We start from the raw sequence: 24,863 nt of genomic DNA, 5'->3' as shown, positions 1-24,863 counted from the left end.
CCTAAAAAAGCACCGCAACAAATTCCCACACCATTCCCAGGTCATTACTTTAAAAAATTTAATGTTTTGTTAATCATGGGCATACGAGAAAGCGTCTGCCGGAGGCTAATTATTGCATGCCTGGCTGCCGATATTCGTTGTGCCGGTTTGATTTAAGCACTGGCTCCATACAGCAAAAATAAGCATCACCGAGGAAACACTCCATGTCCATTACACAACGTCTTATGCTGACGTTTTCATTACTTTCTGCCGCGCTGATCGCTATGGTGATCACATCGGTAGTGGTCGTCAGCAATTTTCAGGCAAGGTTCCAGTACGTCCAGGAAAACACGCTTCCGTCGGTGCTTGATATCGGCAAAATGATTGATGGTAGTAATACATTAATTATCTGGCTCTACCGCCACCAGAATACCGCTGACGCATCAGGTCAGGCCGAGATTGAAAAAGAGATTGATACGGTCATTAACCGCATCACCACGCAGAACCAGTTTTACCTGCAAAATGAAATCTCCAGCGAGGAAGACCGGCAGATTTCTGAAAGCGCCGGTACGCTGATTCAGACGGTTCAGTCCCGGTTACCGGCATTTTTAGAGAGCTCGCGTGCACACAACAACGCTCTCGCGCTCGCCGCACTGCGTGATGACAACGGTGTCGGCGGTGCCGCGCGTCAGTTGATCGCGCTGTACCAGAAACAGCTGGGGGTCAACATTGACGTCGGCAAAACGCTGCGTAAGGAAAATGATAGCTCCTATTACCAGACGCTCTGGACGCTGATTGGCGGCTCGGCAGTGGTCATCCTTATTCTCGGCTTTTTCACGCTGAAGACCATCTTCTCGATTCGCAACCAGCTCAACAGCATGCGCCAGACGCTGGAAACGGCGAGCGAGCATCTTGATCTGACACTGCGCGCTGACGATTCCCGTAAGGATGAGATAGGCCAGACGGCCAAAGCGTACAATACGCTGGCAGCCAATGTGGCTTCATCACTCGCCGCTGTCGAAGCGTCCGCGCAGTCGGTCAGCTCGGCCTCCGGGCAGATCTCCGCCGGTAACGAAGATCTCTCGTCGCGCACAGAAGAACAGGCCGCTTCGCTGGAGCAGACTGCCGCCAGCATGTCAGAGCTGAGCGAAACCGTGCGTCAGACTGCGGAAAATACCCAGCTTGCAAGCCAGCTTGCGAAAAACGCGCGTGATATTTCGGAAGACAGCCAGTCGCGCGTCAATACCATGCTGACGACCATGAGCAGTATTCGCGACAGTTCCTCGAAAATCACCGACATTATCGCGATGATCGAGGGGATTGCCTTCCAGACCAACATCCTGGCGCTCAACGCTGCGGTAGAAGCCGCGCGTGCGGGCGAGCAGGGCAGAGGGTTTGCCGTGGTGGCCGGTGAAGTGCGCACGCTGGCGCAGCGTTCGTCCTCCTCCGCGCGGGAAATCAAAGAACTGATTGAGAACTCAATGCAATACGTCGAAACCGGTTCCGCGCAGGCGGAAGGCGTCGGCCAGAATATCGGCAAAATGACCGAGGCGGTGCGTCAGGTAACGGATATTGTTGATGAGATTTCGGTCGCCGCGCAGGAGCAGGCGCAGGGCATCAATCAGGTGCATCTGGCCGTCAACCAGATGGACGATGTAACCCAGCAGAACGCCGCGCTGGTCGAGCAGGCTTCGGCGGCGTCGCAGTCGCTGATGGAGCAGGCCGCATCCCTGAACCAGCTGGTTGGTGCATTTACCATCGCCGCCGCCAGTCATGCGAAAAGCGCGGCGCGTCATGTCGCCGCGCCGGTGACGCCAATCAAAACGCTGCGCCCGGTGCCCGCCGCCGCCGCGGTATCAGATAACGACTGGCAGAGCTTCTGATTAGCAGATAAAAAACGTTATTTTTTATGCCACGCCCGGTACCTGTACCGGGCGTTTTTACAGGCGGATTACCGATCATTCCCTGTATGCCCGACCGCCCTGCGAATAATTCCCCGCCACCACTTCCTCTGTTTTTCCATTCCGGCTGATGGACACTTATTCATGGTTGTATGTATCAGCGACGGTCTGCTTTTCTGCTAAAAGCGCTTTAAGGTATTCATGTACAAAATGTATTCCGCTCCGGTATGTTAGGCATAGCGCGTCACCACGACAGGAGTCCACCATGACCACATTTGTCTTCTATAAGAAAGGCACTCAGCTGTTTGCGTTCGATAAAGCCGATACCGAAAAAGCCTCGCGGCTTAAAGCCAAAGGCTATGAAAAGCAGTTCGAAGAGATTGACGCGCCCCTGGCAGAGCAGGCACTAAAGCGTTACGCGGATATCAAAAAAGAAGAAGAGATCGCTCCCTTCGCATGGGCCAGCGGAGCGATTTTCTCAGGCGTTATTGTGGTGGTACTGGCGCTGGTGGGATATTTTTTTCACGCCAGGTAAACCACCCGTGGAATGGAAGATATGGAAATTATTCTGATGCGTCACGGCAGCCCTGATATAGCGCATTCAGGCGCGATCGGCTCCCGCGATATGCCAGGCTGGATAAGCCGTTATAACGAGGCCGGTACGGGGAATGACTTACCGCCTGAGGCAAGCCGCGCGTTAGCAGCCAGAGCGGGCATTGTTATCAGCAGCGATTTACCTCGTGCCCTCTCTTCTCTAAAAACAATGGGGTGTGATCCAGTGCAAACCGATGCGCTATACCGGGAGGCAGAACTGCCGGTGCACAGTATTGGCAGGCTGCGTTTGTCGCCGCTGGCCTGGAGTGGCATTTTCCGCATGTTATGGCTGTGCGGGTTATCGGGCAATGCTGAAACGCTGCATGCCGCAAAAGCACGCGCGGCAATGGCTGCGCAAAATCTCGCTGCGCTTGCCGGTAACGCGCAAAGTCCGGTGCTTTTGATGGGGCATGGCATCATGAATCGTTTGATTGCCCGCAGCCTTGTTCGTCAGGGCTGGCGTGAAATCCGTAAACCGGAAAAAGGCTACTGGGGAGCAGGGGTCTACCGCCTTGCGGAGTGATTAAGCCCATCAGTATGGGTTCATTATTATTGCAGGTTAAAAAATCATGACTGTACAACATATCCTGATTATCGGCGCATCGCGCGGGATTGGCCGTGGTCTGGCGAATGCTTTCGCGCAGGAGGGCGCCGACGTGATAGCGACGGTGCGTGACGCAACGCACAAAGACACCCATCCGCGTATCACCACGCAAATCGTCGATATGACCGACACGGCAAGCGTAGTCCACCTCAAAGAACACCTCAGCGCTGTGACCTTTGACGCGCTCATCGTCAACGCCGGTATTTTTGGCCCCGATCATCAGAGCGTATCGCAGGCCACCGAACAGGAGATCGCCTCACTCTTTCTGACCAACGCTATCGCACCGGTGCGACTCGCGGAGACGATGCTCTCGCAGGTCCGTGAAGGCGGTGTCATCGCGTTTATGTCCTCCAGTACCGCAAGCTTTACAAATAACGATACCGGCGACATGGCGCTCTACCGCGCCAGTAAGAGCGCGCTGAATTCGCTGGCGCGCTCATTCGCGGTGACATCGGCGCTGCCGGGTAAACGCAGCGTGCTGTTGCTGCATCCCGGCTGGGTCCAGACCGATATGGGCGGCGAACGTGCGCCGGTGACGGTAGACGAGAGCGCGGCTGGACTGAAAAACGTCATCAACGCCGCGCTGGATAATCTGCAGTGCCGGTTTATCGATTATCGCGGGCAGGAGATTGCACCGTAACCGGCGTTACGCTTTACCGGACCGGCCGGGCGGCTTAAGTGATATCAGCCCTCCGGCAAGGGCATCTTCAGAGATCGGGGCGTTATGGCTGAGACTTGAGAGTAAGTCCTCCTGTCTCGGCTGTCCGAACGCCAGGCGATACAACGCGAGCCCCTGCTTCAGTCGTTTGAGCTTGCCGGTTTCCCGGCTGTAAGGCAGCACGGGAATACGGCGCTCCACGCGCGCCGGGCCGTTCTCAAAGATCCAGTAAGGGATAAGTTCGGACTGCCCAGGCGCTCTGTCCTGCGCTGCCCGCGCAAAAAGGGTTTGCCACGGGTCGCCCGCGTTGTGGCCCTTAAGGCTCGCAATGCCATAAGCATGCGCGATATTTTTCCGCACCGCATGCCCTTTGTAACGATGCACCCGGCCCTCGCGCTGCTCTAAATCGACAGGATTTGCGGGAAGATTCCAGTGCATCACCGCATGGCACCACGTATGAAAATCGAGCCCTTCCTGGCCAATGGACGTGGAGGCCAGCACAAACGGGCGAAACGGCGAATTGAAAGCATCGCGAACGCTTTCTGCCCGTACCAGCGCGTCGTTATTGTCATCCCGGATATCACCAAACCGCAGCGCAAAGCGGCAGCGGGTCGAAAACTCTACACGCTCAAAGCCCGCATCGTTAGCCTCCAGCGCGTCCAGATGCAGCCGGGAGACACGCAACGATAGAACAGACTGGATATGCGCGGACAGAGTGGCCACCTGTGCCGCGACGCCAGATCCCTGCACGCCGGGCGATTCCCGTAGCGTATGGACATATTCATCCAGCATGGATTGCAGATTGCCCTCAACGCCATATTTCAGCGTTAAACGCCAGTAGGTCTCCTCACTTGCGCCACGCAGCATCGCAATGGTCTCCGGCATGTTGAACAGGGTTCTGAACCCCGAGGCGATGGTCGCCGCACCGGTGAGAAGGGTCATGCTGTCGCCCGCCGTCTGCGGATCTACCCTCTGTAACGCACGCAATGCGCAGGTACCAGGCCCGCCAAGCGCGAACAGTGCGAGCACGTCCGCCAGATCGTCTGGCTTCGGCCCGAGCGTAAGGCGTCCCTCGGCGGCGTCTGTCAGCTGTTCCAGATGCGCGGTGAAGTGGGAGTCGTCATCCGCATCAGGCGTCACCAGCGCCCGCCAGCCTTGTGGGTCTTTACACCACGCCAGTAGCCCGCCCTGCGCATCGAGCAGCACCGGCGCAGCCCAGTACCAGCGCGGATCGGCTTTGCCCTCCGCCGGGCTGGAGGGTAAAGCGGCGACAAGCGTCTCGCAGATGTCACGGGCGGCTTCCAGCACGGTTTCCAGCGGGAGCGGGCCGTTATCCCCGGCACAGGCCATCGTGAGTGGATCAATCGCCGTCGCCAGGACCGGTGAGGGCATCAGCCATGCCATGACTGGCATACCGGTCAGACGGTCGTCCGCGCTGGCTTTCGCAAACCGCAACAGCGGTTTGATTTTCTGATAAAGCTCGCGATGCGTAACCGACGCGCCGCTGACCATCCGGCGCTCTGCCTCATAAGAGCAGAGCGTGGCGATAGCATCCGGCACCGCATTCCAGCAGGAGAAGATAAGCGTCTTGGTCAGATGGGTTTTCCCCTGCCAGACGCCGCCTGGTGTGTAATACGGGAGCGATGGCGGCATCCATAACAGTTGCCAGAGCCCGTTATCGATGGTGTCTTCAAAAAGAAGCCGCATCCGCGCGTTGCCGGGTTCAAGCGGCTGGTAATCATCCAGCTGACCGGGCGTCAGCCACTCATCGCGGGCCGCTCTCAGCGCCGCAGAGAGCGCAGGTGACGGCGCATCGATAGCCGCATCAAGTTTATTACGCAGCGCATAGCGCTTCAGAAAGTTGAGCAAATGGGGCGTCGATTTCCAGTACTCCACCAGATCGCCTGCGTCCACACAGGCCGCAACCGCATCAACGGCACGAATATGCCGGATATCCGTGGCCTGCAGCGGCGCTATGCGGGGAACTTCAACGAGCATGGCGTTACGGTCGCGGGTATCAGAAATCCTTTCGGTGCGGCACATCACACGCAAAAGCGCATCCTGAAGACGTGCTTTTTCACCTTCAGGCATACCGGCATGCAGTGCGGCCCGGTGAGCGGAAAGCAGCGCGCTGACGTGGTTGACCTGCGCCGGATCGCGCATCAGAAATGACAGTGTGCGGATAAAATCCGGGTAATGATCGTCTTCCCCGGTTTCGTTATCCAGCGTGAACATTTTATAAGGCGTGGCGGAAAGCAGCAGAACACGCGCCTCCTTCTGTTCAAACAGGGCCGTGGCGAGCCGCGCGGTATCGTCTTCAGCGTCCAGTAGATGCTTAAACCGCTGAAACTCATCGAGGATCACCAGGTCGGACTTCAGGGCCTTCAGACAAACGAAAGCCAGTTTCTGACGCAGCGCCATGATAAGCCGAAGCCGTAACTGCGTATCGTCTGGCGGGATCCGGCTGCTGTCACGGTAACGTATAAACTGCTCGCAACCCTGCTTAAGCTGCGCGTAAAGCGGTTTATCGTCGAGCACTTCGCGTCGGAACATCCTGCAGAGGTCATTATCCAGTTCATCAGCCCGCAGCCCCTGCGCGGTGGCGCGCCAGCTCGCTTTTCCCATTCGCGCCTGTAGAAGATTTAACAGCCCTGTACGCAGCCGGGTGCGTCGCTCGCCCTGGCCCAGCGGGAGGTCGTACAAAATCCGGTACAAAATGGCGCGCTCTCCCGCATGGCCTTCACGACTTACGGTATGGTCGAAGGTTGTGCCTGACGTCAGGCTGATAAAGTTAACTTTATTATTGCGCAGCTCGCTGACCTGCCGTGGCAGATAGGTCAGCCGGGTAGAGAGCGAGAACCCTTCAGAGCCGCTGAGATTGAGCCTTTTTTGATTCTGACCAGCAATCGCCGCGCTGGAGCAGATATAGATGATATCGACGCGATCTTTTTTATCCTGCAGATGTTCCAGCGTTCTGGCGATAACGCCCCGTGCAATCAATGTTTTGCCAAGCCCGACTTCATCGGCGACAAGAAACCGTGTGGTGTTGTTTTCGCCAAACAGCCGCTCAAACACATAATCGACCGTATCACGCTGAAAATCTTTCAGCGTGGCCAGCGCTGCCTGCGCAGAAAATCGATTATCAGACATTCGCGTCCTCCATGGCGGCTTCAAATACCGTCCAGAGCGCCAGAAAATCCTCCGGGATCACCGCGTTCCGGTTTCCCTGGCGCAGCTCACCGATAAGCGACGCGATTTCTTTTAAACGTTCTGGCGTGCGGCTGGCGGCGCGTGTCAGCATTTCCAGCAGAGGAAAATCCTCGCCATCGGCAAGACGGGCCAGCCACCCGGCAGCGACTCTGTACTTTTCCTGTAGCGGCAGTGCGGGGTCATCCTGATCCAGCAATAACAGCAGATAACGCAGAAAGCCGTCAGGGTTGCTGATAACGCTTTGCAGAATAGCCGCGTTGCGCTCTGAAGGCATGCCCGTCACGGGCAGATTAAGCACAAACCGGACGCACAATGCGGGCTCGCGGGTAGTGAGCTCAAACGCCGTCAGCCCGGTGACAGCCCGCAGCGAAAACTGCCCGAGGGGGAAAGGGCCGTCAGCGCCTTCTGTCGGCAATAAAACCGCATGTTCGCCAATGAGCGTGACCGGCCACGCCTTGAGCGTCGCAACACCTTTAAACTTCGGCAAAACGCCCTCCAGCGTGAGCCGCCATTGCTCATCGTCCACCGGATCGCAGGTAAGCGACAGCGGCAACGCGGCCAGTTGTGCTCTGGCGTGTTCCAGCGCCTGCGCGGCAGCCTGGGCGCTTGCATCCACCGGCGGTAACTCATCTGCCTGAAAATCCACCAGGTATTCGCCCATCCCCTCTTTGTCAAGCAACGTATCGATGCCGCCGATATCGCGCTGACGACCCTTTAGCTCGACCAGCAGCTCAATATTTCTGGCAGCTTTTAGCGCGGCATTAGTCGCGTTGGCAGAGCCCATTACGAGGTGCGTATATAAAGAATAATATTGGGTTTCAAAAAGATACGCTTTGGCGTGCAGGCCCGTCGCGAGCGATGCCGCCATATCGACAGCGTCTGTGTCTTCACCATCGTCGGTTTCCGCAGCATCGTCTAAATGAGAGCACTGCGTGAACGCCTCCCGCGTGGCGGGTTTTAACGCTGCCAGCGCCTCCGGTCGGGAAATCAACGCCTCGGCACGCTGTGTCGTTTGTACCAGCGCGTTCAGCGCCTCATCGGAACAAAACGGTGAAATGACAGCCATGCGCAGTGAGGCAGGCGGGATCCAGTTAAATGCCTTAATACCCGGCAGATAAAACGCCATCTCCTGAAAACCTGCCGGTAACTCCCATTCAACGCGATAAAGCTCATCAGCAATTCGCTGCGCCTGCATCGTTTTCTCATCTGCAATGCCTCTGCTCGCGAGACCCGGCAGCAGGCGCAGCAGATAAGCCAGCGGCTTATTCACCGGCCTTTTTTTGCGCCCCATGACGCCTTCAAGCTGCAGCGAAAGATCCCACGAGCGATCGGTCGTTATATTGCGGGTCAGCACCAACAGGCGGTACATCACCGTGTCCTGACCGGGAGCGACAAAACGCAACACCCAGATTTTGGGGTGAAACACACCGACGTTGGGCGCGCTCACTTCGACAATCATCGGCTCAAGCAGACTAAATAACGGATTGGGTCGCACTATGGCAGGCAACTGAATGCGTCCGCGCTGAACATAGACCGTCATGCGTCCGGCATAACGTCGCAGGGATTCAAGCATGGCAAGGCCGTCCTGTTCCGCCTGGTTTTCCATGGACATCAGTGCAAGATGCACCGGCGCTTCGAGCAGACAGGTAGGATCCAGTGAAAATGTCGTGGCCAGCGCTTCATCAAAACGCATACCCGGCGGTGGCGTCAGCGCGGCGGTATAGAGGCTTCTTGCATCCGGGCTCAGCATACCGCCTCCTGACACAGCCCCTGGTGCAAATCAGCGAGCAACGTTTTAACGGTATTCCAGCGATAATTGATCCGTCTCGTACCCGAGTGACCGCGCCATTGCTCCTGCGCGCGCTTGTTAGTGAACCGCGAGCGCGGTCCTTTTAATTTTTGTTCACGATACTGAATCAGCGCGCTGGCATCGCCCTTCAGAAGCGCGTCTGGCGTCGTGCGAAGATACCGCACCCAGGATTCGATAAAATGGCGTGTCTGCGGAGCTATCTGATGGCCTTCCCGGTGAGTAAGCGCCCACAACTCGTTTATGTTCCAGCGTGCAATCTCCGCAAGCGGCAGAGCATTGCGCCATTCCTGGAAATTCTCTTCATGCAGTTCACGCAGCCCCTCACGCTCGATCTTTTCGGCAAGCTGGTAGTTATAGGAGAGCGCCGCGCCATGCATGACTTCCGAGAAAAGGCGTGCATGGTGAAGGATCGTCTGATGTGTCGCGGAAAAGCGACCGCTATTGGCATACTCCCAGGGATACGCGCCTGTCGGCTTATCGTCCTGTAAGGCCAGAAAGGCCAGCAGGCTATGCGGACATGCCGCCTGGAGACGGTCGCGGATGAACTCAGCCTCATCGCGAGTGAGCAGGAACGTCACCTTTTCAGGAAAGTCAGCAGGCGTCGCCGGTAATCGCGGATGCCAGTTATGCACGTTGTCGGGTTCGGTATCGGGATCATCCGCGCGATCGCGGGCGTGACGCTGCTGGCGTGCAATGCGGCGCTTCTGGCGATAGGTCTCATCGATCCGCTGGTGATACTGGCCCTGAGAAAAAGGTGTAAGCCGAATGTGCCAGGCACCAAGACCAGCCCAGTAAACGGAGCTGGGCAGACGTTTAATATCTCCACCGGCATTTTTACCGAACATCCCGTGATGGTCATCGGCCGTCTGGAGCCGTCTGACCAGTTCTCTTTCGTGCTTATCCGCCGCGCCGGCAAACTGCGCGGCAGTCACTTTTTTGTCTTCCAGCGCCCGGTAAATCCAGGGAACGAAGAGCATGTAACGCAGCCGTGTCTGGATGGTGCTGGTACCGGGAAAAAGTAAGTCCGCGAGGCTATCACGCACCGTGCCGATGCCGAGTTCATCCCGGCTCTCTTTTTCCTGAAACTGTGCGAGGATGCGAAGTGTGCGTTCACGCGCGCGGCTGTCGTGGTCAATCCATGTCAGTGTTGAAACCATACCTGTCCCTGGTTTTGGAAGTTGAGAAAGTGTTGAACGATGATGGTGAGCGTAACATTTTGCCGGGCCACGCAATGGGCCGTTAACCGCTTTTTTAAAGCTTAATTTTGCCTGCCGCGCGGCGCAGGCGGGCATCGCCACGGCGGTCATATTTTTGTGTTGTCGTGACGCTGGCATGGCCCATTGCGTCGCGTACCGTTATCAGATCTTCGCCGTTATCGAGCATCATGGAAGCGAACGTGCGGCGAAGATCGTGCGGTGCGCAGTTATCAATGCCGCACTGCATACGGCGTTCGTTCAGAATATGATACACCGCCTGTGGGGTCAGGCGCTCAGACGTGACATCGTCACCCGCGCGGATGCGGGTGAAGAGCGGGCCGGGGTATTCGCCGCGTACGCTGTCAGTCCAGTGCCGGAGCCGCTGCCAGACGGTGTCCGGCATAAATGCCAGCCGCTCTTTGTTTCCTTTGCCGAGCACGCGCAGCGCCTGGTCCTGCTCAAGAATGCTCGCATAATCCAGCCCGACCACTTCCGAACGGCGCAGTCCGCAGCCCAGCATTACCGCCAGCATCGCCGCGTCGCGCGGGCCTTTACAGCTTTTGTCCTGCTCGCAGAGCGAAAACAGCGCGCGCACTTCTTCCGGAGTTAATGCACGCCCGCGGGTGAGACGACTGCCGCGTACCGCCCGCACGGCAAGGATTTGCTGATAGCTGTCGGTGTCCATCAGCTTCATCATCCACGCCTCGCGGGCGGTGCCTTTCAGGGCAGACAGATAGGTATTGATGGTGGCAGGTGCGCGCCCGGAAGCCGAAAGCATCTCCAGCAGTCCTTGCACATGATGGCGGCGCAGGCTGCCCCAGGGGCAGTGCTGCAACGCGCGAGCACCGAGCATGCCTGCGACGATATGCAGGAAGGATCGCATGGTCTGGCGGCTCGCGGCGGAAGGCAGGCTTAAAAGATATGCCATCGCCGGGTTGAGGGGCAGCGCCTCGTCACCCACTGACAGCGCATGGGGATCGAGACCTGAAAAAGCGCCAGGCAGCAGATTGTCGTCAGGCAGTTCCGTCATCATCCCCTCGTAAACGCACGCAGCCGCGATGTTGCGCCTCGTAAAAAGTAGCAGGATTATCCCCTTAAGCGTGCTTTTCGGTAAAGCTACTTTTTCAAAGGTACATTTTAATAAGTAGCAATCTGCAGAGGTGGTATGTGGAGGAGAACAGAAAGGGCGGAAACAGCGGATCATCCGTTTTTGCTATGACAACCGAATACAGGGGTTATGGTAGCGTAAATCAGCGGGCGTTTTTTTCACCAACATGGACGTGCATAACAAATAACCTCGGGATAAAACCTGCGCCGGTTTAACGTGCTATTGATAATGGATTGCGCCACAGAATATTATTAAACGCAGACTAAACAGCCCTGAAAATAATAAAGATGCATCTGTAATATAGATTCATGTATGATATACCGTCATTATTAAAATAGTCGCACCATCAGGAAGGTTATCGTCAAAATGACCATAGCATTGATCGTCTTTTTGGTTGTCATCATCGGCTATGCTTTTTATAAGCATACTGTTCTGGTGAAATCGCGTACGCTGCCTTCACGCGGCGGCAAGCGCCGTTAAACACTCTCCCGGAAGCGTTATCAGGGCCGATGACGCTTCCGATCTCTCATTAAATCTCCTTTTTTCACCCACTTATCTGTATCTTCTTTAATCACCGTGGTGAAATAGCGTACGGCTTTTATTACCTCACCCATTATTCCTTTTATTTAAAACACAGTTTTAGAACTTATTGAAAAGGTTATATCCTGCCATCTTATTTAAAAAAGTATGGAGATATTGTCAGGAAAGTATCACTAAAGGTAAGCCTGATGAAAAAACACAAAAATAAAGACATGTGAGGATTTTATGATGAGACCGGTTTCAGAAACCAAGAAAATTCTTAAGCGTTTCTAATATTATTCTGCTGTTTTTAACCATTCATAAAAAGTAAAGGGAGACGGCAGGCATCAACGCCTGGCATGGTGTGTGTTTATGCGCTGCGATCCGTCACTCCCAACGGTCACGTCCTGGGATCCCGGCGCGCCTTGTGGATGATAACTGGCCTGATAATTTGCACCTGAACGTTCTCTTCAGGCAGCCGACGCTGCACACTGGCGTGTGCAGCGATAGATTAATTTTGTTAAAGATAAGTTACCGTTTGACCTGTTCCGCTAACGCGTAACCGTAGTGCACACATAGCATTCAAAGAAGCCAGCCGTTGTGTGGTTTCCCCGCCGCCATAGCGGGTGAACAGCCCACGGAACCGTTTAAAACGTGACAATGTCACTCATCGGGTAATATTCCTTCTCCCGACTGCCCCTTAGCCCTTCGGTGCGTAGAAGCGACACAGCACGGCCATCGCCAGCGCGCTGCACAACGGAAAGACCGCCAGCAGCAGCCACGGCACCGCCGCCTGCGGGCCGGGCGTCAGCGCGTTATCCAGCGCGTCGCCCAGCAGAAAATTACCGGCCAGCACCGCCACGCCGCCCATCGAGGCCAGCGCGCCGTAGTGCGCGCCGAGATTACGGCCCGCGGCGAAACGCGGAACCAGATCCATCCCCACCGGAACGATAATCATCTGACCCAGCGTCAGGAGCGTCACCATACATGCTGCAGGCAACAGCCGCAGCCAGCCCGCGAAAGGCGGGAGCGGGGCAAACAGCGCCACGCTGACAAACGAGGCCGCCAGCAGCCCGAAACCGAGCGGTAACATACGCGCCGCCCCGAAACGGCGCGAGATCCGCGCGAGCGGCAGTTGCAACGTGATAATCAACAGCGAGGCGAGAATAAAGAGCGGCCCGAGCGCGGCATCGCTGCTGCCGGAGCGGCGCAGCTCCACCGGCAGCGCCAGATAGAGCTGGTTATAGCTGTAAAGATACGCGCTGTAGGCGAGGATAAACGCGACAAAGCGCGGCTGATGAAAGGTCTGCCACCAGGGAACAATCTGCAGCGGGCCGTCGCGATGCGGCGTGCGCGGCAGCAGTATAAACAGCGCCACCAGCGCGACAATAAATACGCCCGCACCCGCGAGCGCCATCGTTTTAAAACCAAACCCGGCCATCAGCGAGCCAAGGACCGGGCCGAGCACCGCGCCCAGTTCGCCACAGACGGCAAAGAGCGCGAACCACTCGGCGCGGCTGCGCTTGCCTTCCGCTTCGCTGCGCGTGCCGGCCTGCGCCAGCAGCGATTCAATCGACGGCGAAAACAGCGCGCCGCCAACGCCCGTCAGACACGCGCCGAGTACCACCGCCCACAGCGAGCCGCCCAGCGCCAGCAGCAGATAGCCCGTAATTCGCACCACACAGCCGCACAGGATAATGGCGCGCGCGCCGTAGCGGTCGGAAAGCGCGCCGCCCAGCAGAAACATGCCCTGTTGTGAAAACGTGCGCAGCCCGATGATAGTGCCGATAAGCCCACCGGAGAGCAGCATGTCATCGCGCAGATAAATCGCCAGGAACGGCACCACCGCGTAAAAACCGATGTTAAATACCAGCTGGCTGGCGGAGAGCAGATAAGGAGAAGTATGCCTTGCGGCATGGGGTGCATGAGTGGACATGAAAACCGCATAACTGTTCAGAAAAAGTGAGGGCTCTCTTAAAACATATTTGCGCCGTCTCTGGCAACTTTCGCCTGCCGAAAACCGTCAACGAGACGATATTGACTTCCCGCAGGCGCCCCGGTATAAGACCTCCTCTTAAGAATGATTTTCATTTGCATAATACAAATTCTAATTTGTCCGGCCCGTAACCATTCCCGTGCGGCACGCGGCGATAAAACACGTTAAGGTTGATGTTGATGAATGCTTTAGTAAAACACGCGCTGGCGCTCTGCCTGCTCTGCGCCGCTTCGGAACCTGTTCTTGCCACACAATACCCGCTGACCCTTGATAACTGCGGCATGAAAGTCACCTTTACAAAAGCGCCGGAGCGCATGGTGGCGCTCGGGCAGAACACCGCCGAAATCATGCTGCTGCTGGGCCTTGAAGACAAAATGGCCGCCAGCGCCTTCTGGCCGACAAAAGTGTTGCCGCAGCTCGCGAAGCAAAATGAAAAGGTCAAACTGCTGACGGTTGAAATCCCGACGCTTGAGTCAATCCTCGCGCAGAACCCCGATTTTGTCGCCGCGCAGATCCCGCTGCTGTTAGGCCCGGACAGTAAAGTGGCGAAGCGTGAAGATTTCGCGGCGGTGGGTATCAACAGCTATCTCTCACCTGGTGTCTGCGTTACGAAGAAAAACACCGGCGATATCTACGGCAGCCGCAGCCAGCTGTGGGATATGACGTACCTCTATAAAGAAATCGACGATCTGGCGAAGATTTTCAACGTCGAAGCGCGCGGTGAGGCGCTCACCAAAGATTTCAAAGCGCGCGAAGCGGCCCTGAAAGAAAAATTCGGCAAAAATCATAAAAACCTGTCGTATCTCTTCTGGTTCTCCAGCGCGTCGCCTTCCTCTGACGCCTACGTCGGCGGCAAAAACGGCGCTTCGGGTTACATCGCGCATCTGCTCGGCGGCCACAATGCCGTCACGTCAGAAAGCGAGTGGCCGACGCTCAGCTGGGAGAGCATCATCGCCACCAACCCGGATGTGATCGTCGTTTCAAGCCTTGACCGCAACCGCTGGGCGCTGGATAACGCCGACGCCAAAATCCAGTTCCTGAAAACCGATCCGGCGGTCAGCCAGCTCGACGCCGTGAAAAAGGGGCATATCGTGGTGATGGATGGCCAGGCGATGAATCCGACCATCCGCACGCTCTACGGCGCGGAGCAGGTGGCGGCGCAGCTTGAGAAGCTCGGGCTGAACTGATGGCGGAGGTCTCTTTAACCGTCACCCGGCGTCTGCCGTCGTTCATATTGCTGGCGCTCTCTGTCGTCGTGCTCGCGTTGGTGATCGCGCTGAGCGTGGGCATCGGCGAACTCTCCATTCCGCTGCAAACCACATTTGCAGCGGTGACTAACAAACTCGGGCTGACCGCCGTTCCGCTTAACCGCATCCATGAAACGGTTATCTGGGATTTTCGTCTCAGCCGGGCGCTGGTGGCCGCGTGCAGCGGCGCGGGCCTCGCCATTTGCGGCGCGGTGCTGCAAAGCCTGCTGAAAAACGCGCTGGCGGAACCTTACGTGCTCGGCGTCTCCGCCGGGGCGTCGACCGGCGCGGTGTCGATCGTCGTACTCGGCATCGGCAGCGGGGCGGTGTCGCTCTCTGTGGGCGCGTTTACCGGGGCGTTCGCCGCGTTCGCGTTCGTCGCACTGCTGACCAACGGCGCGCGCGGCGGCAATGAGCGTACGATCCTCGCAGGGGTCGCCGCTTCTCAGCTTTTCAACGCCATCACCGCCTATACCATCAGTACCGCCGCCAGCGCCCAGCAGGCGCGCGACGTGATGTTCTGGCTGCTCGGCAGCTTCAGCGGCGTGCGCTGGCCGGAATTTCAGCTGGTGCTGGCGGTGGTCGTCATTGGGCTGGCGGTCTGCCTGTGGCACGCCAAAGCGCTGGACGCCTTTACCTTTGGCGATGACGCGGCGGCCTCACTCGGCATTCCAGTCGGTTACGTGCGCCTGATCCTCTTTGCGGTAACGGCGCTGATGACGGCGGCTATCGTCAGTATGGCGGGCTCGATTGGTTTTGTCGGACTGGTGGTGCCGCACGTGATGCGCTATTTCTTCGGGCCGCTGCATCGCCGGTTACTGATCGCCTGCGCGATGATGGGCGCCATCCTGATGGTGCTGGCGGATATCGCCTCGCGCACGCTGATAGCGCCGCAGAGCCTGCCGGTGGGGGTGGTGACTGCGCTGGTTGGCGTACCGTTCTTTGCGGTGATCCTGTATCGCTCAAGGAGATTCTCATGAGCATCCGCGCGGAAAACCTCAGCTGGTCGGCGGGTAAAAAGCGTATCGTGAATAACGTGTCGCTGAGCGTGCCAACCGGACAAACGCTTGGCCTGCTCGGGCCGAACGGCTCCGGGAAATCATCGCTGCTGCGCATTCTCGCCGGGCTTCGTCGCCCGGATGCGGGCCGGGTGCTGCTGGACGATGGCGACATCGCGCGGTTGTCCAGGAAAAAGCTGGCGCAGCGCGTGGCGTTCGTTGAACAACACGCGATGACCGATGCCAACATTCGCGTGCGCGACGTGGTGAAGCTTGGGCGCATTCCGCACCATTCGCCGCTCTCGTCCTGGACGCACCAGGATGACGAGATCGTGCGTCAGGCGCTGGAGCGCGTGGATATGTTCGACCGTCGTGACGACGGGTGGCAGCATCTTTCCGGCGGCGAGCGGCAGCGCGTGCATATCGCCCGCGCGCTGGCGCAGTCGCCCGGCGAGATTTTGCTGGATGAACCGACCAACCATCTCGATATTCATCATCAGATGCACCTGATGCGCCTCATCAGCGAGCTGCCGGTGACGAGCATTGTGGCGCTGCACGATCTCAACCACGCCGCGATGTTTTGCGATGCGCTGATTGTGATGCAGGGCGGGCAGGTGGTGGCGAGCGGCACGCCGGATGAGGTGCTGACGGAGGCGATGCTGCGCGAGGTATTCAAGGTGGAGGCGCGCATTGAGGTTTCACCCCATCATGGCAAGAAGCACATCCACTTTGTGTAATCAGAAACGGTAATGTAAAAACGGCCCCGTAAAGGGGCCGTTTTTTTTCGCAAAGGCTGTGTAGCGCAGAGGCGTTACTCATTGCCCCACTGATTCAGGAAGTTGGCGATTTCATCGATACGCCCTTCAGGGATCCCCGCTTCGCGCGCCATCTCATGCTGCGCTTCTTCGCTGATTTCTTCGTTGTTCATCAGACGGGTGATTAACAACTGGAAGTAGTGCGCCAGGCGGTCGCGCTCCGCATCGCTTACCGGCAACTCTGTTTCCGTCGCGTACTCGTCAGCGATGTCGTAAAACTTGATAGGAATATCATTACTCATAGGGCGTTCCTGATGGTGGTGTTTATGCCTGCCGGGACAGGGCGTTATGAGTAAGATAGTATCATTTCTGGCTGCGCGCTGGCGCGGAAAATGGCGAAGCGGGGTCAGCAATGGCTATCACAGATCACGCGTTACCTGCATTCCCTGAGCAAGCGTATTGTCGATAACGCTTTGATAGAATTGCGTAAATGTATCGCTTAACCTGTAAAGGTTGCCGCACTCATTTTGCTCAGGTATCTCAAACTGTTGAAGGATATCTTCAGCATGCAGATGCGTTCTGTCCCAGTAAAATATGCCCTGCTGGCGTTCTCCATTCAGCATCAAATAATAGTTACCACCCGGATCGTCGCCGATGATTAATTTGCTGTCGATAAAATCCAGTTCACTGAATAGTTCTTCATTATTATACTCAATATCACAGTATTCATTTTCAGTCCCCAACCCAAACAGGGCATTAAACGCAATAGCGCCCTCATCGACACCGCCATACGCTAAATTACAATAATCCGGGCTTTTAACCACAAAGCCATTATTTAACAGAAGGAACGTTTTATAATCTTCAGGCAAGCTGATGCAGTATGTTTTTTCCAGGCGCTGGATATCCGCTTCTGTAATCATTTTTCCACAGGAAACCGGCATACTTTTCCTTCTCTGAGTTATGTTGACTGGCTCTTTCAATCTACCAGGAGAGATTTTATCTTGACAGCTAAAGATAAGTTCACGCCAGATTGCTTTAAAACACTATAAAAATGCCGTTTCGCTACTACCTGTTTTTATCAACTGCAACCCATTGAATTTTAATCCCAATCCGTGTTCGGGATCCACATCGACAGAAAACATAAATCCAACGCTTTTTTCCGTCTCAGGAGAAAGATAAATTTTTATCAGGAGAAGATTTTTTGCAGCGCAACCATACACTCGCTGGCAGTATTCCCTGGCTTCATCAGTGATTTTCTCAAAAAAAGCATTTTGATTCTTAATAAGAAATTGAATATCGGCCTGGTATTTTTTATCGACTGTATCAGCATCCAGATTTATGCACTGGACAGGGTTTTCGCCAAACGCCGACAACACCAGGTCAACGGAAATTCCTTCATCATCCACATAAAACGTCAGTTCTGGAGCTGTCATAAAATGCTTTTCTCTTTGTCGTTTACGCTGTTGATAAGCCCAGGATCCGGCTTTGTGATAAACGTTTTATAGTAAGCATGACATGGAGAAGAGTGGCAACTGAAAACCGGAAATTATCAGCCACAATATGGTTATTTAACATAAGATAGATTGCGCGCACTATGGAATTTGATATCGACACCGCAGCATCTGCCTCCAGACCGTAACATTTGTCTGCCATTTACGATACACTTGCGCCACTTTTCATTCTCGCTGTTTATGCAACTACATGGCGTCGCCAGCCGGTACAAACACCAAAACACCGCGGGAAAACAAACCGGAGAGATCATGCTGGAAAAACTGCGTACCCGTGACGGGAAAAAATTTCTGACGGCACTGGTGATTGTTTTCATCACCGTTCTGACGGTCGTCTCCCGCGTCACGTTTGAGGGCGTGGAAGAACAGTACAACATGCCGATGGAGCACTGGAGCGCGTCGATGTTTATCATGCAGGGCGCGTGGGTGCTGATTTACAGCGTGCCGTTCTCGTTTATCATCTCGCTTCCCTTCGCGTTCTATTTTCTGGGGCCGAAAGACGATCGCGGCTGAGCTTGCCTGCGGGCGAGTTTTATTGCCGCGCTGAATGGCTTTGCGTGAATTGTCATGATTACTTTACAAAACAGCGCTTGCCCGATAACCGGGCGCTCACTATTCTTTTGCCGATGATGACGACCGCAGGCTCCGCTTACACAAAAAACCGGCAACTGAAAGCAACACTGCTTTTGGTCATTGCCTGTTGCGTGATGCTGATTTGCCTGACTCAGCGCGCCAGCATTCTGCATCAGATGCAGGTCAAAGCGGCTGAGATCAGCCTCGCGACGCAAAACAGTGGTCATGAAGCGACCACGCCGTCGCTCTCCCCGTGCGAACTCAGCGCACACTCACTCCTTGCCGCGCAGCCGCTCCACTTCGACACCATCATTCTCTTGCCCGGCCTGCTGGTTATCCTGCTTGCTGTGCTGGTCACCGTGAACGTCCGCGCCCTGCCGGATGCGATCCCGCGCCCTCCGCTATTACGAATACACCTTAAAAACTGCGTCTTCCGTGAATGACTGACCGGGTTCGTCCTGTTCAGTTAATTATTCATGGAGAAAATAGATGAAAATGCTTTTCAGAAGCCTGTGGCTTCTGGCGCTCAGCATGTCTGCGGCCTGGGCTGCGGACAGCGGCTGGCTGCTACCGGCGCAGCCTTCCCACGCCCATATTCAGGTGCGCAGCAGCGCGCCCGCCGACGGTAAAGTGCGTCTGCTGCTGGCTATCACGCTCGATAAAGGCTGGAAAACCTACTGGCGAACACCCGGCGACGGCGGGTTCCGGCCCGTTATTGACTGGTCAACACCAGCGCAGACCACCTGGCACTGGCCGCAGCCGGTGCGCTTTGACGCCGCCGGGTTCAGCTCGGTCGGCTATCATGACGGCGTGACCTTCCCGCTGGAAGTCACCACCACTGAAACCGCGCGGCTGCGCGGCACGCTGACGCTCTCGCTGTGCAGCAACCTCTGCGTGGTGAACACCTTCCCGCTGGATGTTGATCTGGCCGATGGTTCGTCACCTGGTTTTGATGATGACTGGAACGCGGCAATGGCGACCGTTCCGCCAGACACCGGCAACATTACGGTGAAGAACGTCTCCGCTCGCGGTTCGACGCTCAGCCTGACGGCGACCTCACCCGATGGCTGGCCGCAACCGGCGCTGTTTGCCGATAACCCTGACAACGTGTCGCTTTCGGTGCCCGTGCTGGAACCTTCAGGCGACACGCTCACAGCACATTTCACCGCCCTCAACGAACGTGGCGAACCTACAGACGCCAGCCGTATTCAGGCGGTTTCGCTGGTGCTCAGCAGTGGGACCACCAGCCAGCAGATGACGGTAAAACCGGACGGCGCGCCGCTGTTCTGGCAAGCCGTCGCGGTGGCGCTGCTCGGCGGGCTTATTCTGAACCTGATGCCCTGCGTGTTGCCGGTGATGGGAATGAAGCTCGCCTCGCTGATGACGCTGGCGCAGGCGGACCGTCGCCAGACCCGCATCCGCTTTCTCGCCACCAGCGCCGGGATGATTTTCTCGTTCATGGTGCTGGCGGCCATCATGAGCGCGCTGCGGCTCTCGGGCGCGTGGACGGGCTGGGGATTTCAGTTCCAGCATGCCGGATTTATCGCCACGATGGCGGTCGTCACCTGGGCTTTCTGTTTTAGCCTCGCGGGCGTGATAGAGATCAGGCTGCCCGCCGCGCTCACTACCCGGCTCGCCACGGCGGGTGGCCAGGGCGTGGGCGGCAGTTTTCTGGAAGGCGCTTTCGCGACGCTGCTGGCAACGCCCTGCACCGCGCCTTTTCTCGGCACTGCCGTCGCTTTTGCGCTGGCCGCGCCGTTACCGGAGCTGTGGTTGATTTTCCTCGCGCTCGGCACCGGCATGAGCCTGCCGTGGCTGCTCGTCAGCCTGATGCCCGGCGTGGCGCGCTGGCTGCCGCGGCCCGGCCCGTGGATGAGTAAGCTGCGCCTGGTGCTGGTGCTGATGATGCTCGGCTCCAGCCTCTGGCTGATGTCGCTGCTGGCGAAGGAATGGGGCGCGCGCTACGTTCTTATCGCAGGCGGTCTGATGATTGCGCTGTTTCTCTGGCGCTGCGCAGTAAAACTGCCGCGCCATCGGGAAAATCTGCGAACGCTGGCGTTCGGCGTGCTGTTCGGTGCCGGGTTATATGCGTTTCTGGCACCTGCACCGGACGGCCGCCGCGAAGGGCCGCTTCACTGGCAGCCCTTCAGCCAGGCGGCGCTCGAAAACGCGCTTGCCGCGCATAAACGGGTGCTTGTCGATATCACCGCCGACTGGTGCCTGAACTGTAAGGTCAATGAAGTGATGGTGCTGCACCGCCCCGATGTCGTAGACGCGTTGCATCAGAATGACGTGGTGCTGTTACAGGGTAACTGGAGCAAACCCTCGGCAGAGATTGAAACATTTTTGCGCCGCCACGGCGCAAGCGGCATTCCGTTTAACGCCGTGTTCGGCCCTGCTATACCGGATGGCAAAATGCTCTCCTCGCTGCTCAATAAAACGGAACTGCTTAGCGCGCTGGATAACGCTGGCGCGGCCACCTCTCAGACAATGAATAAGGACAGAAAATGAAAAAGATGCTGATGGCGGGCGCGCTGCTCGCGGCTTTCCACGCGCAGGCTGATGATTTACCGGAGCCGGTAAAGCAGCTGGAAAAACAGGGCATTACGATTATCAAGCCTTTCACCGCACCGGGCGGCGTTCAGGCGTGGCTCGGTAAATATCAGGATACCGGCGTGACGCTTTATCTGACGCCCGATAAAAAGCATGTCATCACCGGCTATATGTATGACGCGCAGGGTAATAACCTCAGTGAAAAGCTGATTAACGACGAGCTGTACATCCCGGCCGGGCGCGAAATGTGGAAAACGCTGGATCAGGCGAAGGGCATTCACGAAGGCAGCGAGCAGGCCGCGTGCAAAGTGGTGGTGTTCGCCGATCCGTTCTGCCCTTACTGCCATAAGTTCTGGGAGCAGGCGCAGCCGTACCTCAACGATAAAAGCATCAGCCTGAAAACGCTGCTGGTGGGCGTGATCCGCCCGGACAGCGGGCGCTACGCCGCCGCGGTGCTGGGCTCCGACGATCCGCAAAAAACCTGGCAGGATCTTGAAAGCTCAGCCGGGAAAAACAAACCGGCGCTGCCGGAAAAAACGTCGCCTGCGGCCTTTAAGCAGATTCAGTATAACCAGCAGCTGATGACGCAACTTGGCGCGAATGGCACGCCAGCGATTTATTATCTGAACAAAGACCGACTGCTTCAGCAGATAATTGGCCTGCCGAACGCTGAACAGATGGCCGATCTGGTGGCCTGTAAGTAATAAAAAGGGCCACTTTTGCGGGTGGCCCTTTCTTTATTTGTCGTTAACCGGCTGAAGCGTGAGGCGATTATTGCTGGCCTCAATAATTCTCGGCGTATCCGGTTCGAGATCGTCGCGTGACAGCACCAGACGCCAGCTATCGTTGGTGTCGTCAGGGGCCATAAACATCCCCGCCACGGCCACATACTGCGCCGTCTCCTCCAGAGGCATATCCAGTGAGAATGATTCTCCTGGCCGCAGCTGGATATCTTTTTCAGCGACCAGATCCGCTTTAATGGCCTGGCTGTCATCGGCGAATAGCGAGGGGTAATCAGTGCTGTCAAACGCCTTACGGTCTTTCAGCTGGTAAATACGCACGACCGTCGCCAGCGCCGCCCCGCTCTCATTGTTATTGACGCCTTCCCTTGCCCGGATATCCAGATGTGGGGTATGGCATACCGCAATTGCGCACTACATCATCACTTGCCAGCAACAGCGCCGCCAAACCATCGGAATAGTTTTCTTCTCCGCTGAGTTGCATCACAAGAATTAATTCAGCCGCCAGCTCTGCTTTTTTTAGTCGTTCTTCTACGGCCGAAAAAGAGAGTGAAGCTGTAATTCGCAAATTTTCTGGGGTAATCGGTTGAGTCAGATATTCATGCCAGACAGTGAAGAAATCATCCGTCAAACGATCACAAGGACAATCGCTCACTATCGTAATTTGCAATGGCAACTTTGCAGAAACATCCCGCAGCTCATTTTCTACAGCGCCGATCAGTAATCTGAGGGTACTGATATCATCTCTCTTCTTACCGACAGGAAAAACTAATCTGCGAGAAAGTCCGTATTGTTGCACACGCTCTGTCCCAAAATCGCGGGCAGAAAAATGGTCGGGCAGCATGACAGCGCTGGCTAAAATAGCAACATAGCGCTCAGCCCACTGCGTCCATTGTTGCTGACTGTATTGCGCTTCTTTCTGCAAAAAAAGATGCTGTTTTACCTCCCGCAGGCGTAAATAGCATCTGACAAAAAAGATCAAAAGCCATGCTATGATAGGTAAAAAAGAAACCGCCCAGATATTAATCGCTGATAACACATTTATTTTACTGGACGCATGAAGTACAAATAATAATGCTCCCACGATGAATGCTAAAACGCCTGTGCACAGCCATCGATATAATGATGGTGCCGGAGGCAACTCTGTTACAACAGCGTTCTTCCTTTCCCAGCTCATTACTCATCCTATTGAACATTCCGGGTCAGCAGAAATGACCTGGCAGCCACATTCACACCGACATCCATTAACTACAATAGCCTTGCCATCTGAAATCCACTCTAGCGAGCCTTCAATAATTTTATTCGTACCATGCCCTGGAACCGGGCAGTTTACTTTATCTCCTACCAGTGCCACAATGCGCCCATTGACTACCATTGTTGAAGAGGCAGAAATCACCACGCCGCCATGCGTAGTTTTATCGCCCAGCACGACGAATCCTTTTGACAATTTTATTCTCCGTTTATTAGCAGGAAAAGAATACAGAATTTAATTTAGGCCGAATAAATAACTGTTAGCTCACCAGTTTCCGTAGGGATAGGTTTTCCCTTTTATAAAATTTTTAGTAGTATTGCTATAACCTTTGGAAAAATCACTTCCCGTAACTCCCTTGCACATATTGAGATCTTTCCCTGACCTGGTTTTAATCTCCGTCTTCGTTTGCTCAAGGTTAGGACGGCCATTATTATTCAGCCACACCCGTACTTTGCCTTCCGGCGCAAGACCGATAACCATATACTGAAAGTAATAAATCTCTTTCGGGCTGTAGTTACTTTTCTCCGTGCTCAGCATTTTATGCCAGGTTTCGGGCGCGAACAGCAGCGTGGTCTCGTACACTTTCTTGTCAATGATCGAATCCCAGCAGAAAATCATGATAGTCGGCGGTGAGGGGGCCTGGTTAAAAGGAGATGGCCCCATCCCTGCATACTGATCCCAGCTTCCCACACTGCTGCCCTGGGGCTGGTCTATCGTGCGGAAAATCCTGGCGTACCCGTTGATGTCGAGCATTTTTACCAGCGTAACCTGCGCCGGCAACGCCCGGGGCGTGGTAAAGGTGAAGTACCACTCATCAAAAGGCGCTTTTATTTCACCCTGCTCGTTCGCAGACAACACCCTGTTGCAGGCTGTCAGTAATAACGCTGACAATAGTGTAATGGACAGCTTCATGCTTTATCTCCGTTCATATTCCAGACTGATTTGCTGGTTCCCAGAATTTCAATATTAAGTTTGCATGGCATCACCGTATAAACAGGAAGGAAGGTTATCTTACTGTATAGTAGTCAATTATCTTGTCGTTGAGTTTGTTTCCGTCGACTGTCAGAGCAACCCGGTTACTTCTGGCCAGAAAAAAGTTATCTGGTGTAAGATAATTTTTCCCAACCTTGGGGCTACGCATAAAAGGTATAGTGACTGTACCAATATCATATGAATGAGTACTCGGTAAAAATTGATAATAACCACTTAGCTTTATCTTTTCTGTCAGTTCGTTACCCGGCACTATTTCAATATAATCCTCTACAGAATCAGGCGCAGATCCGAAGTTAACTTTAACGCCGAGATAATCCATTCTTGTTTTTTCGGAAATTACATTGAAAAAATCTCCGGAAAGTTGGTTTTTAAAAGCATAAAGATTTCCTTTCCAGGCGTATAGATTTTTTTACCGGTGTTTTTGATACTGACGTAGGCGTACAGATCATTTATAACATTATGTATAGACAAAGAGAATAAAATGCCCTCTTGTTTTTTTATAATTTCATTTTGCGAATCATTAATATCGTATGCATATTTTTCACCATCGCCAGCAACCCTAAACACTGAATGTAGGCTTTCTCTTTTATTATAACGATGGTTATAATATCCATTACTATTAATTTCGTCAGCCATGCTCTCTCCTGTGATCGTCAAAAAAGCAAGAAA

At 55.3% G+C, this 24,863-nt stretch carries 24 protein-coding genes and 1 pseudogene; 11 read left to right on the top strand and 14 right to left on the bottom strand.

The genetic code is table 11. The features are described from left to right. The first annotated feature begins 203 nt into the window (after window positions 1–203). The 4 genes from G6041_RS20770 (at window position 204) to G6041_RS20755 (ending at window position 3,718) form a co-directional block, all read left to right on the top strand. Window positions 204–1,862, top strand: coding sequence for a methyl-accepting chemotaxis protein (locus G6041_RS20770; protein WP_029039502.1), 1,659 nt, complete (start codon window positions 204–206; stop codon window positions 1,860–1,862). A 283-nt stretch (window positions 1,863–2,145) separates the two neighbouring features. Further along, window positions 2,146–2,415, top strand: coding sequence for a hypothetical protein (locus G6041_RS20765; protein ID WP_007873284.1), 270 nt, complete (start codon window positions 2,146–2,148; stop codon window positions 2,413–2,415). A 12-nt stretch (window positions 2,416–2,427) separates the two neighbouring features. Then, window positions 2,428–2,997, top strand: coding sequence for a histidine phosphatase family protein (locus tag G6041_RS20760; RefSeq protein WP_007896792.1), 570 nt, complete (start codon window positions 2,428–2,430; stop codon window positions 2,995–2,997). A gap of 46 nt (window positions 2,998–3,043) precedes the next feature. Further along, the gene (locus G6041_RS20755) at window positions 3,044–3,718 is read left to right on the top strand and encodes an SDR family oxidoreductase (RefSeq protein ID WP_011999006.1); all 675 of its coding nucleotides are present in this window, start codon (window positions 3,044–3,046) and stop codon (window positions 3,716–3,718) included. A 6-nt stretch (window positions 3,719–3,724) separates the two neighbouring features. Here G6041_RS20755 and G6041_RS20750 read toward each other — a convergent pair whose 3' ends face one another. The 5 genes from G6041_RS20750 to G6041_RS20730 all read right to left on the bottom strand — a co-directional run bounded on the left by G6041_RS20750 (window position 3,725) and on the right by G6041_RS20730 (window position 13,515). Then, the gene (locus G6041_RS20750; protein ID WP_011999005.1) at window positions 3,725–6,886 is read right to left on the bottom strand and encodes a helicase-related protein; all 3,162 of its coding nucleotides are present in this window, start codon (window positions 6,884–6,886) and stop codon (window positions 3,725–3,727) included. Then, window positions 6,879–8,696, bottom strand: a complete 1,818-nt coding sequence (locus G6041_RS20745; protein WP_166491614.1) for a phospholipase D family protein — start codon at window positions 8,694–8,696, stop codon at window positions 6,879–6,881. Before G6041_RS20745 ends, G6041_RS20750 begins: the two co-directional genes overlap by 8 nt. Beyond that, the gene (locus tag G6041_RS20740) at window positions 8,690–9,913 is read right to left on the bottom strand and encodes a DUF6361 family protein (protein ID WP_011999003.1); all 1,224 of its coding nucleotides are present in this window, start codon (window positions 9,911–9,913) and stop codon (window positions 8,690–8,692) included. Before G6041_RS20740 ends, G6041_RS20745 begins: the two co-directional genes overlap by 7 nt. A gap of 94 nt (window positions 9,914–10,007) precedes the next feature. Further along, window positions 10,008–10,982 carry a tyrosine-type recombinase/integrase gene (locus G6041_RS20735; RefSeq protein WP_041460791.1) on the bottom strand — a complete coding sequence of 325 codons (975 nt, stop codon included), beginning with the start codon at window positions 10,980–10,982 and terminating at the stop codon, window positions 10,008–10,010. Between the two features lie 1,297 nt (window positions 10,983–12,279). Further along, window positions 12,280–13,515, bottom strand: a complete 1,236-nt coding sequence (locus tag G6041_RS20730; RefSeq protein WP_011999001.1) for an MDR family MFS transporter — start codon at window positions 13,513–13,515, stop codon at window positions 12,280–12,282. 239 nt (window positions 13,516–13,754) lie between these two features. Between G6041_RS20730 and G6041_RS20725 the strand changes: the two genes are divergently transcribed. From G6041_RS20725 to G6041_RS20715, 3 genes are read left to right on the top strand one after another with little or no spacing between them, the layout of a single operon-like run. After that, on the top strand, window positions 13,755–14,762 hold the full coding sequence (locus G6041_RS20725) for an ABC transporter substrate-binding protein (protein WP_041460777.1): 1,008 nt from the start codon (window positions 13,755–13,757) through the stop codon (window positions 14,760–14,762). Then, window positions 14,762–15,802, top strand: a complete 1,041-nt coding sequence (locus G6041_RS20720) for a FecCD family ABC transporter permease (protein ID WP_011998999.1) — start codon at window positions 14,762–14,764, stop codon at window positions 15,800–15,802. The genes G6041_RS20725 and G6041_RS20720 overlap by 1 nt, the downstream gene beginning before the upstream one ends. Continuing rightward, window positions 15,799–16,557 (top strand): ABC transporter ATP-binding protein, encoded by a 759-nt coding sequence (locus G6041_RS20715; RefSeq protein ID WP_011998998.1) that lies wholly within the window; start codon window positions 15,799–15,801, stop codon window positions 16,555–16,557. The genes G6041_RS20720 and G6041_RS20715 overlap by 4 nt, the downstream gene beginning before the upstream one ends. A 74-nt stretch (window positions 16,558–16,631) precedes the next feature. Here the strand turns inward: G6041_RS20715 and G6041_RS20710 are convergent, their stop codons facing one another. The 3 genes from G6041_RS20710 to G6041_RS20700 form a co-directional block, all read right to left on the bottom strand. Beyond that, the gene (locus tag G6041_RS20710) at window positions 16,632–16,877 is read right to left on the bottom strand and encodes a YmjA family protein (RefSeq protein ID WP_007798844.1); all 246 of its coding nucleotides are present in this window, start codon (window positions 16,875–16,877) and stop codon (window positions 16,632–16,634) included. 117 nt (window positions 16,878–16,994) lie between these two features. Then, window positions 16,995–17,516 carry an SMI1/KNR4 family protein gene (locus G6041_RS20705; protein ID WP_054628793.1) on the bottom strand — a complete coding sequence of 174 codons (522 nt, stop codon included), beginning with the start codon at window positions 17,514–17,516 and terminating at the stop codon, window positions 16,995–16,997. A 102-nt stretch (window positions 17,517–17,618) separates the two neighbouring features. Continuing rightward, window positions 17,619–18,008 (bottom strand): hypothetical protein, encoded by a 390-nt coding sequence (locus G6041_RS20700; protein WP_011998994.1) that lies wholly within the window; start codon window positions 18,006–18,008, stop codon window positions 17,619–17,621. 327 nt (window positions 18,009–18,335) lie between these two features. On the opposite strand from G6041_RS20700, the gene G6041_RS20695 reads away from it, so the two are divergent. Genes G6041_RS20695 through dsbG form a run of 4 tightly spaced genes read left to right on the top strand, consistent with a single transcriptional unit; the run spans window position 18,336 to window position 21,913 of the window. Further along, window positions 18,336–18,596 (top strand): DUF2534 family protein, encoded by a 261-nt coding sequence (locus tag G6041_RS20695; RefSeq protein WP_007780653.1) that lies wholly within the window; start codon window positions 18,336–18,338, stop codon window positions 18,594–18,596. Between the two features lie 44 nt (window positions 18,597–18,640). Beyond that, entirely contained in the window at window positions 18,641–19,099 is a 459-nt protein-coding gene (locus G6041_RS20690) for a hypothetical protein (RefSeq protein WP_041460790.1), read from the top strand. A gap of 46 nt (window positions 19,100–19,145) precedes the next feature. Beyond that, window positions 19,146–21,167 carry a protein-disulfide reductase DsbD family protein gene (locus tag G6041_RS20685; protein ID WP_011998991.1) on the top strand — a complete coding sequence of 674 codons (2,022 nt, stop codon included), beginning with the start codon at window positions 19,146–19,148 and terminating at the stop codon, window positions 21,165–21,167. After that, complete coding sequence (gene dsbG / locus G6041_RS20680) at window positions 21,164–21,913, top strand: thiol:disulfide interchange protein DsbG (RefSeq protein WP_011998990.1); 750 nt, start codon at window positions 21,164–21,166, stop codon at window positions 21,911–21,913. Before G6041_RS20685 ends, dsbG begins: the two co-directional genes overlap by 4 nt. A gap of 33 nt (window positions 21,914–21,946) precedes the next feature. Here the strand turns inward: dsbG and tssJ are convergent. The 6 genes and pseudogenes from tssJ to G6041_RS20650 all read right to left on the bottom strand — a co-directional run. After that, window positions 21,947–22,342: pseudogene (gene tssJ / locus G6041_RS20675) on the bottom strand (type VI secretion system lipoprotein TssJ); the annotation flags it as partial. Next, window positions 22,302–23,126 (bottom strand): hypothetical protein, encoded by an 825-nt coding sequence (locus tag G6041_RS20670; protein ID WP_176686722.1) that lies wholly within the window; start codon window positions 23,124–23,126, stop codon window positions 22,302–22,304. The gene G6041_RS20670 and the pseudogene tssJ, both read right to left, overlap by 41 nt. A 3-nt stretch (window positions 23,127–23,129) precedes the next feature. Continuing rightward, on the bottom strand, window positions 23,130–23,396 hold the full coding sequence (locus G6041_RS20665; RefSeq protein ID WP_011998987.1) for a PAAR domain-containing protein: 267 nt from the start codon (window positions 23,394–23,396) through the stop codon (window positions 23,130–23,132). 69 nt (window positions 23,397–23,465) lie between these two features. Further along, window positions 23,466–24,113 carry a DUF2931 family protein gene (locus G6041_RS20660; protein WP_011998986.1) on the bottom strand — a complete coding sequence of 216 codons (648 nt, stop codon included), beginning with the start codon at window positions 24,111–24,113 and terminating at the stop codon, window positions 23,466–23,468. 94 nt (window positions 24,114–24,207) lie between these two features. After that, window positions 24,208–24,513 (bottom strand): hypothetical protein, encoded by a 306-nt coding sequence (locus G6041_RS20655; RefSeq protein ID WP_166491615.1) that lies wholly within the window; start codon window positions 24,511–24,513, stop codon window positions 24,208–24,210. Between the two features lie 17 nt (window positions 24,514–24,530). Beyond that, window positions 24,531–24,830 (bottom strand): hypothetical protein, encoded by a 300-nt coding sequence (locus tag G6041_RS20650; protein ID WP_166491616.1) that lies wholly within the window; start codon window positions 24,828–24,830, stop codon window positions 24,531–24,533. Between the last annotated feature and the right edge of the window lie 33 nt (window positions 24,831–24,863).

It is taken from the genome of Cronobacter sp. HA18003, from assembly GCF_011605905.1.
Classification (GTDB): Bacteria; Pseudomonadota; Gammaproteobacteria; order Enterobacterales; family Enterobacteriaceae; genus Cronobacter; species Cronobacter sakazakii.
The sequence above is the reverse complement of the archived record's forward strand: the minus strand, read 5'-3'. Positions and strand labels throughout refer to the sequence as shown.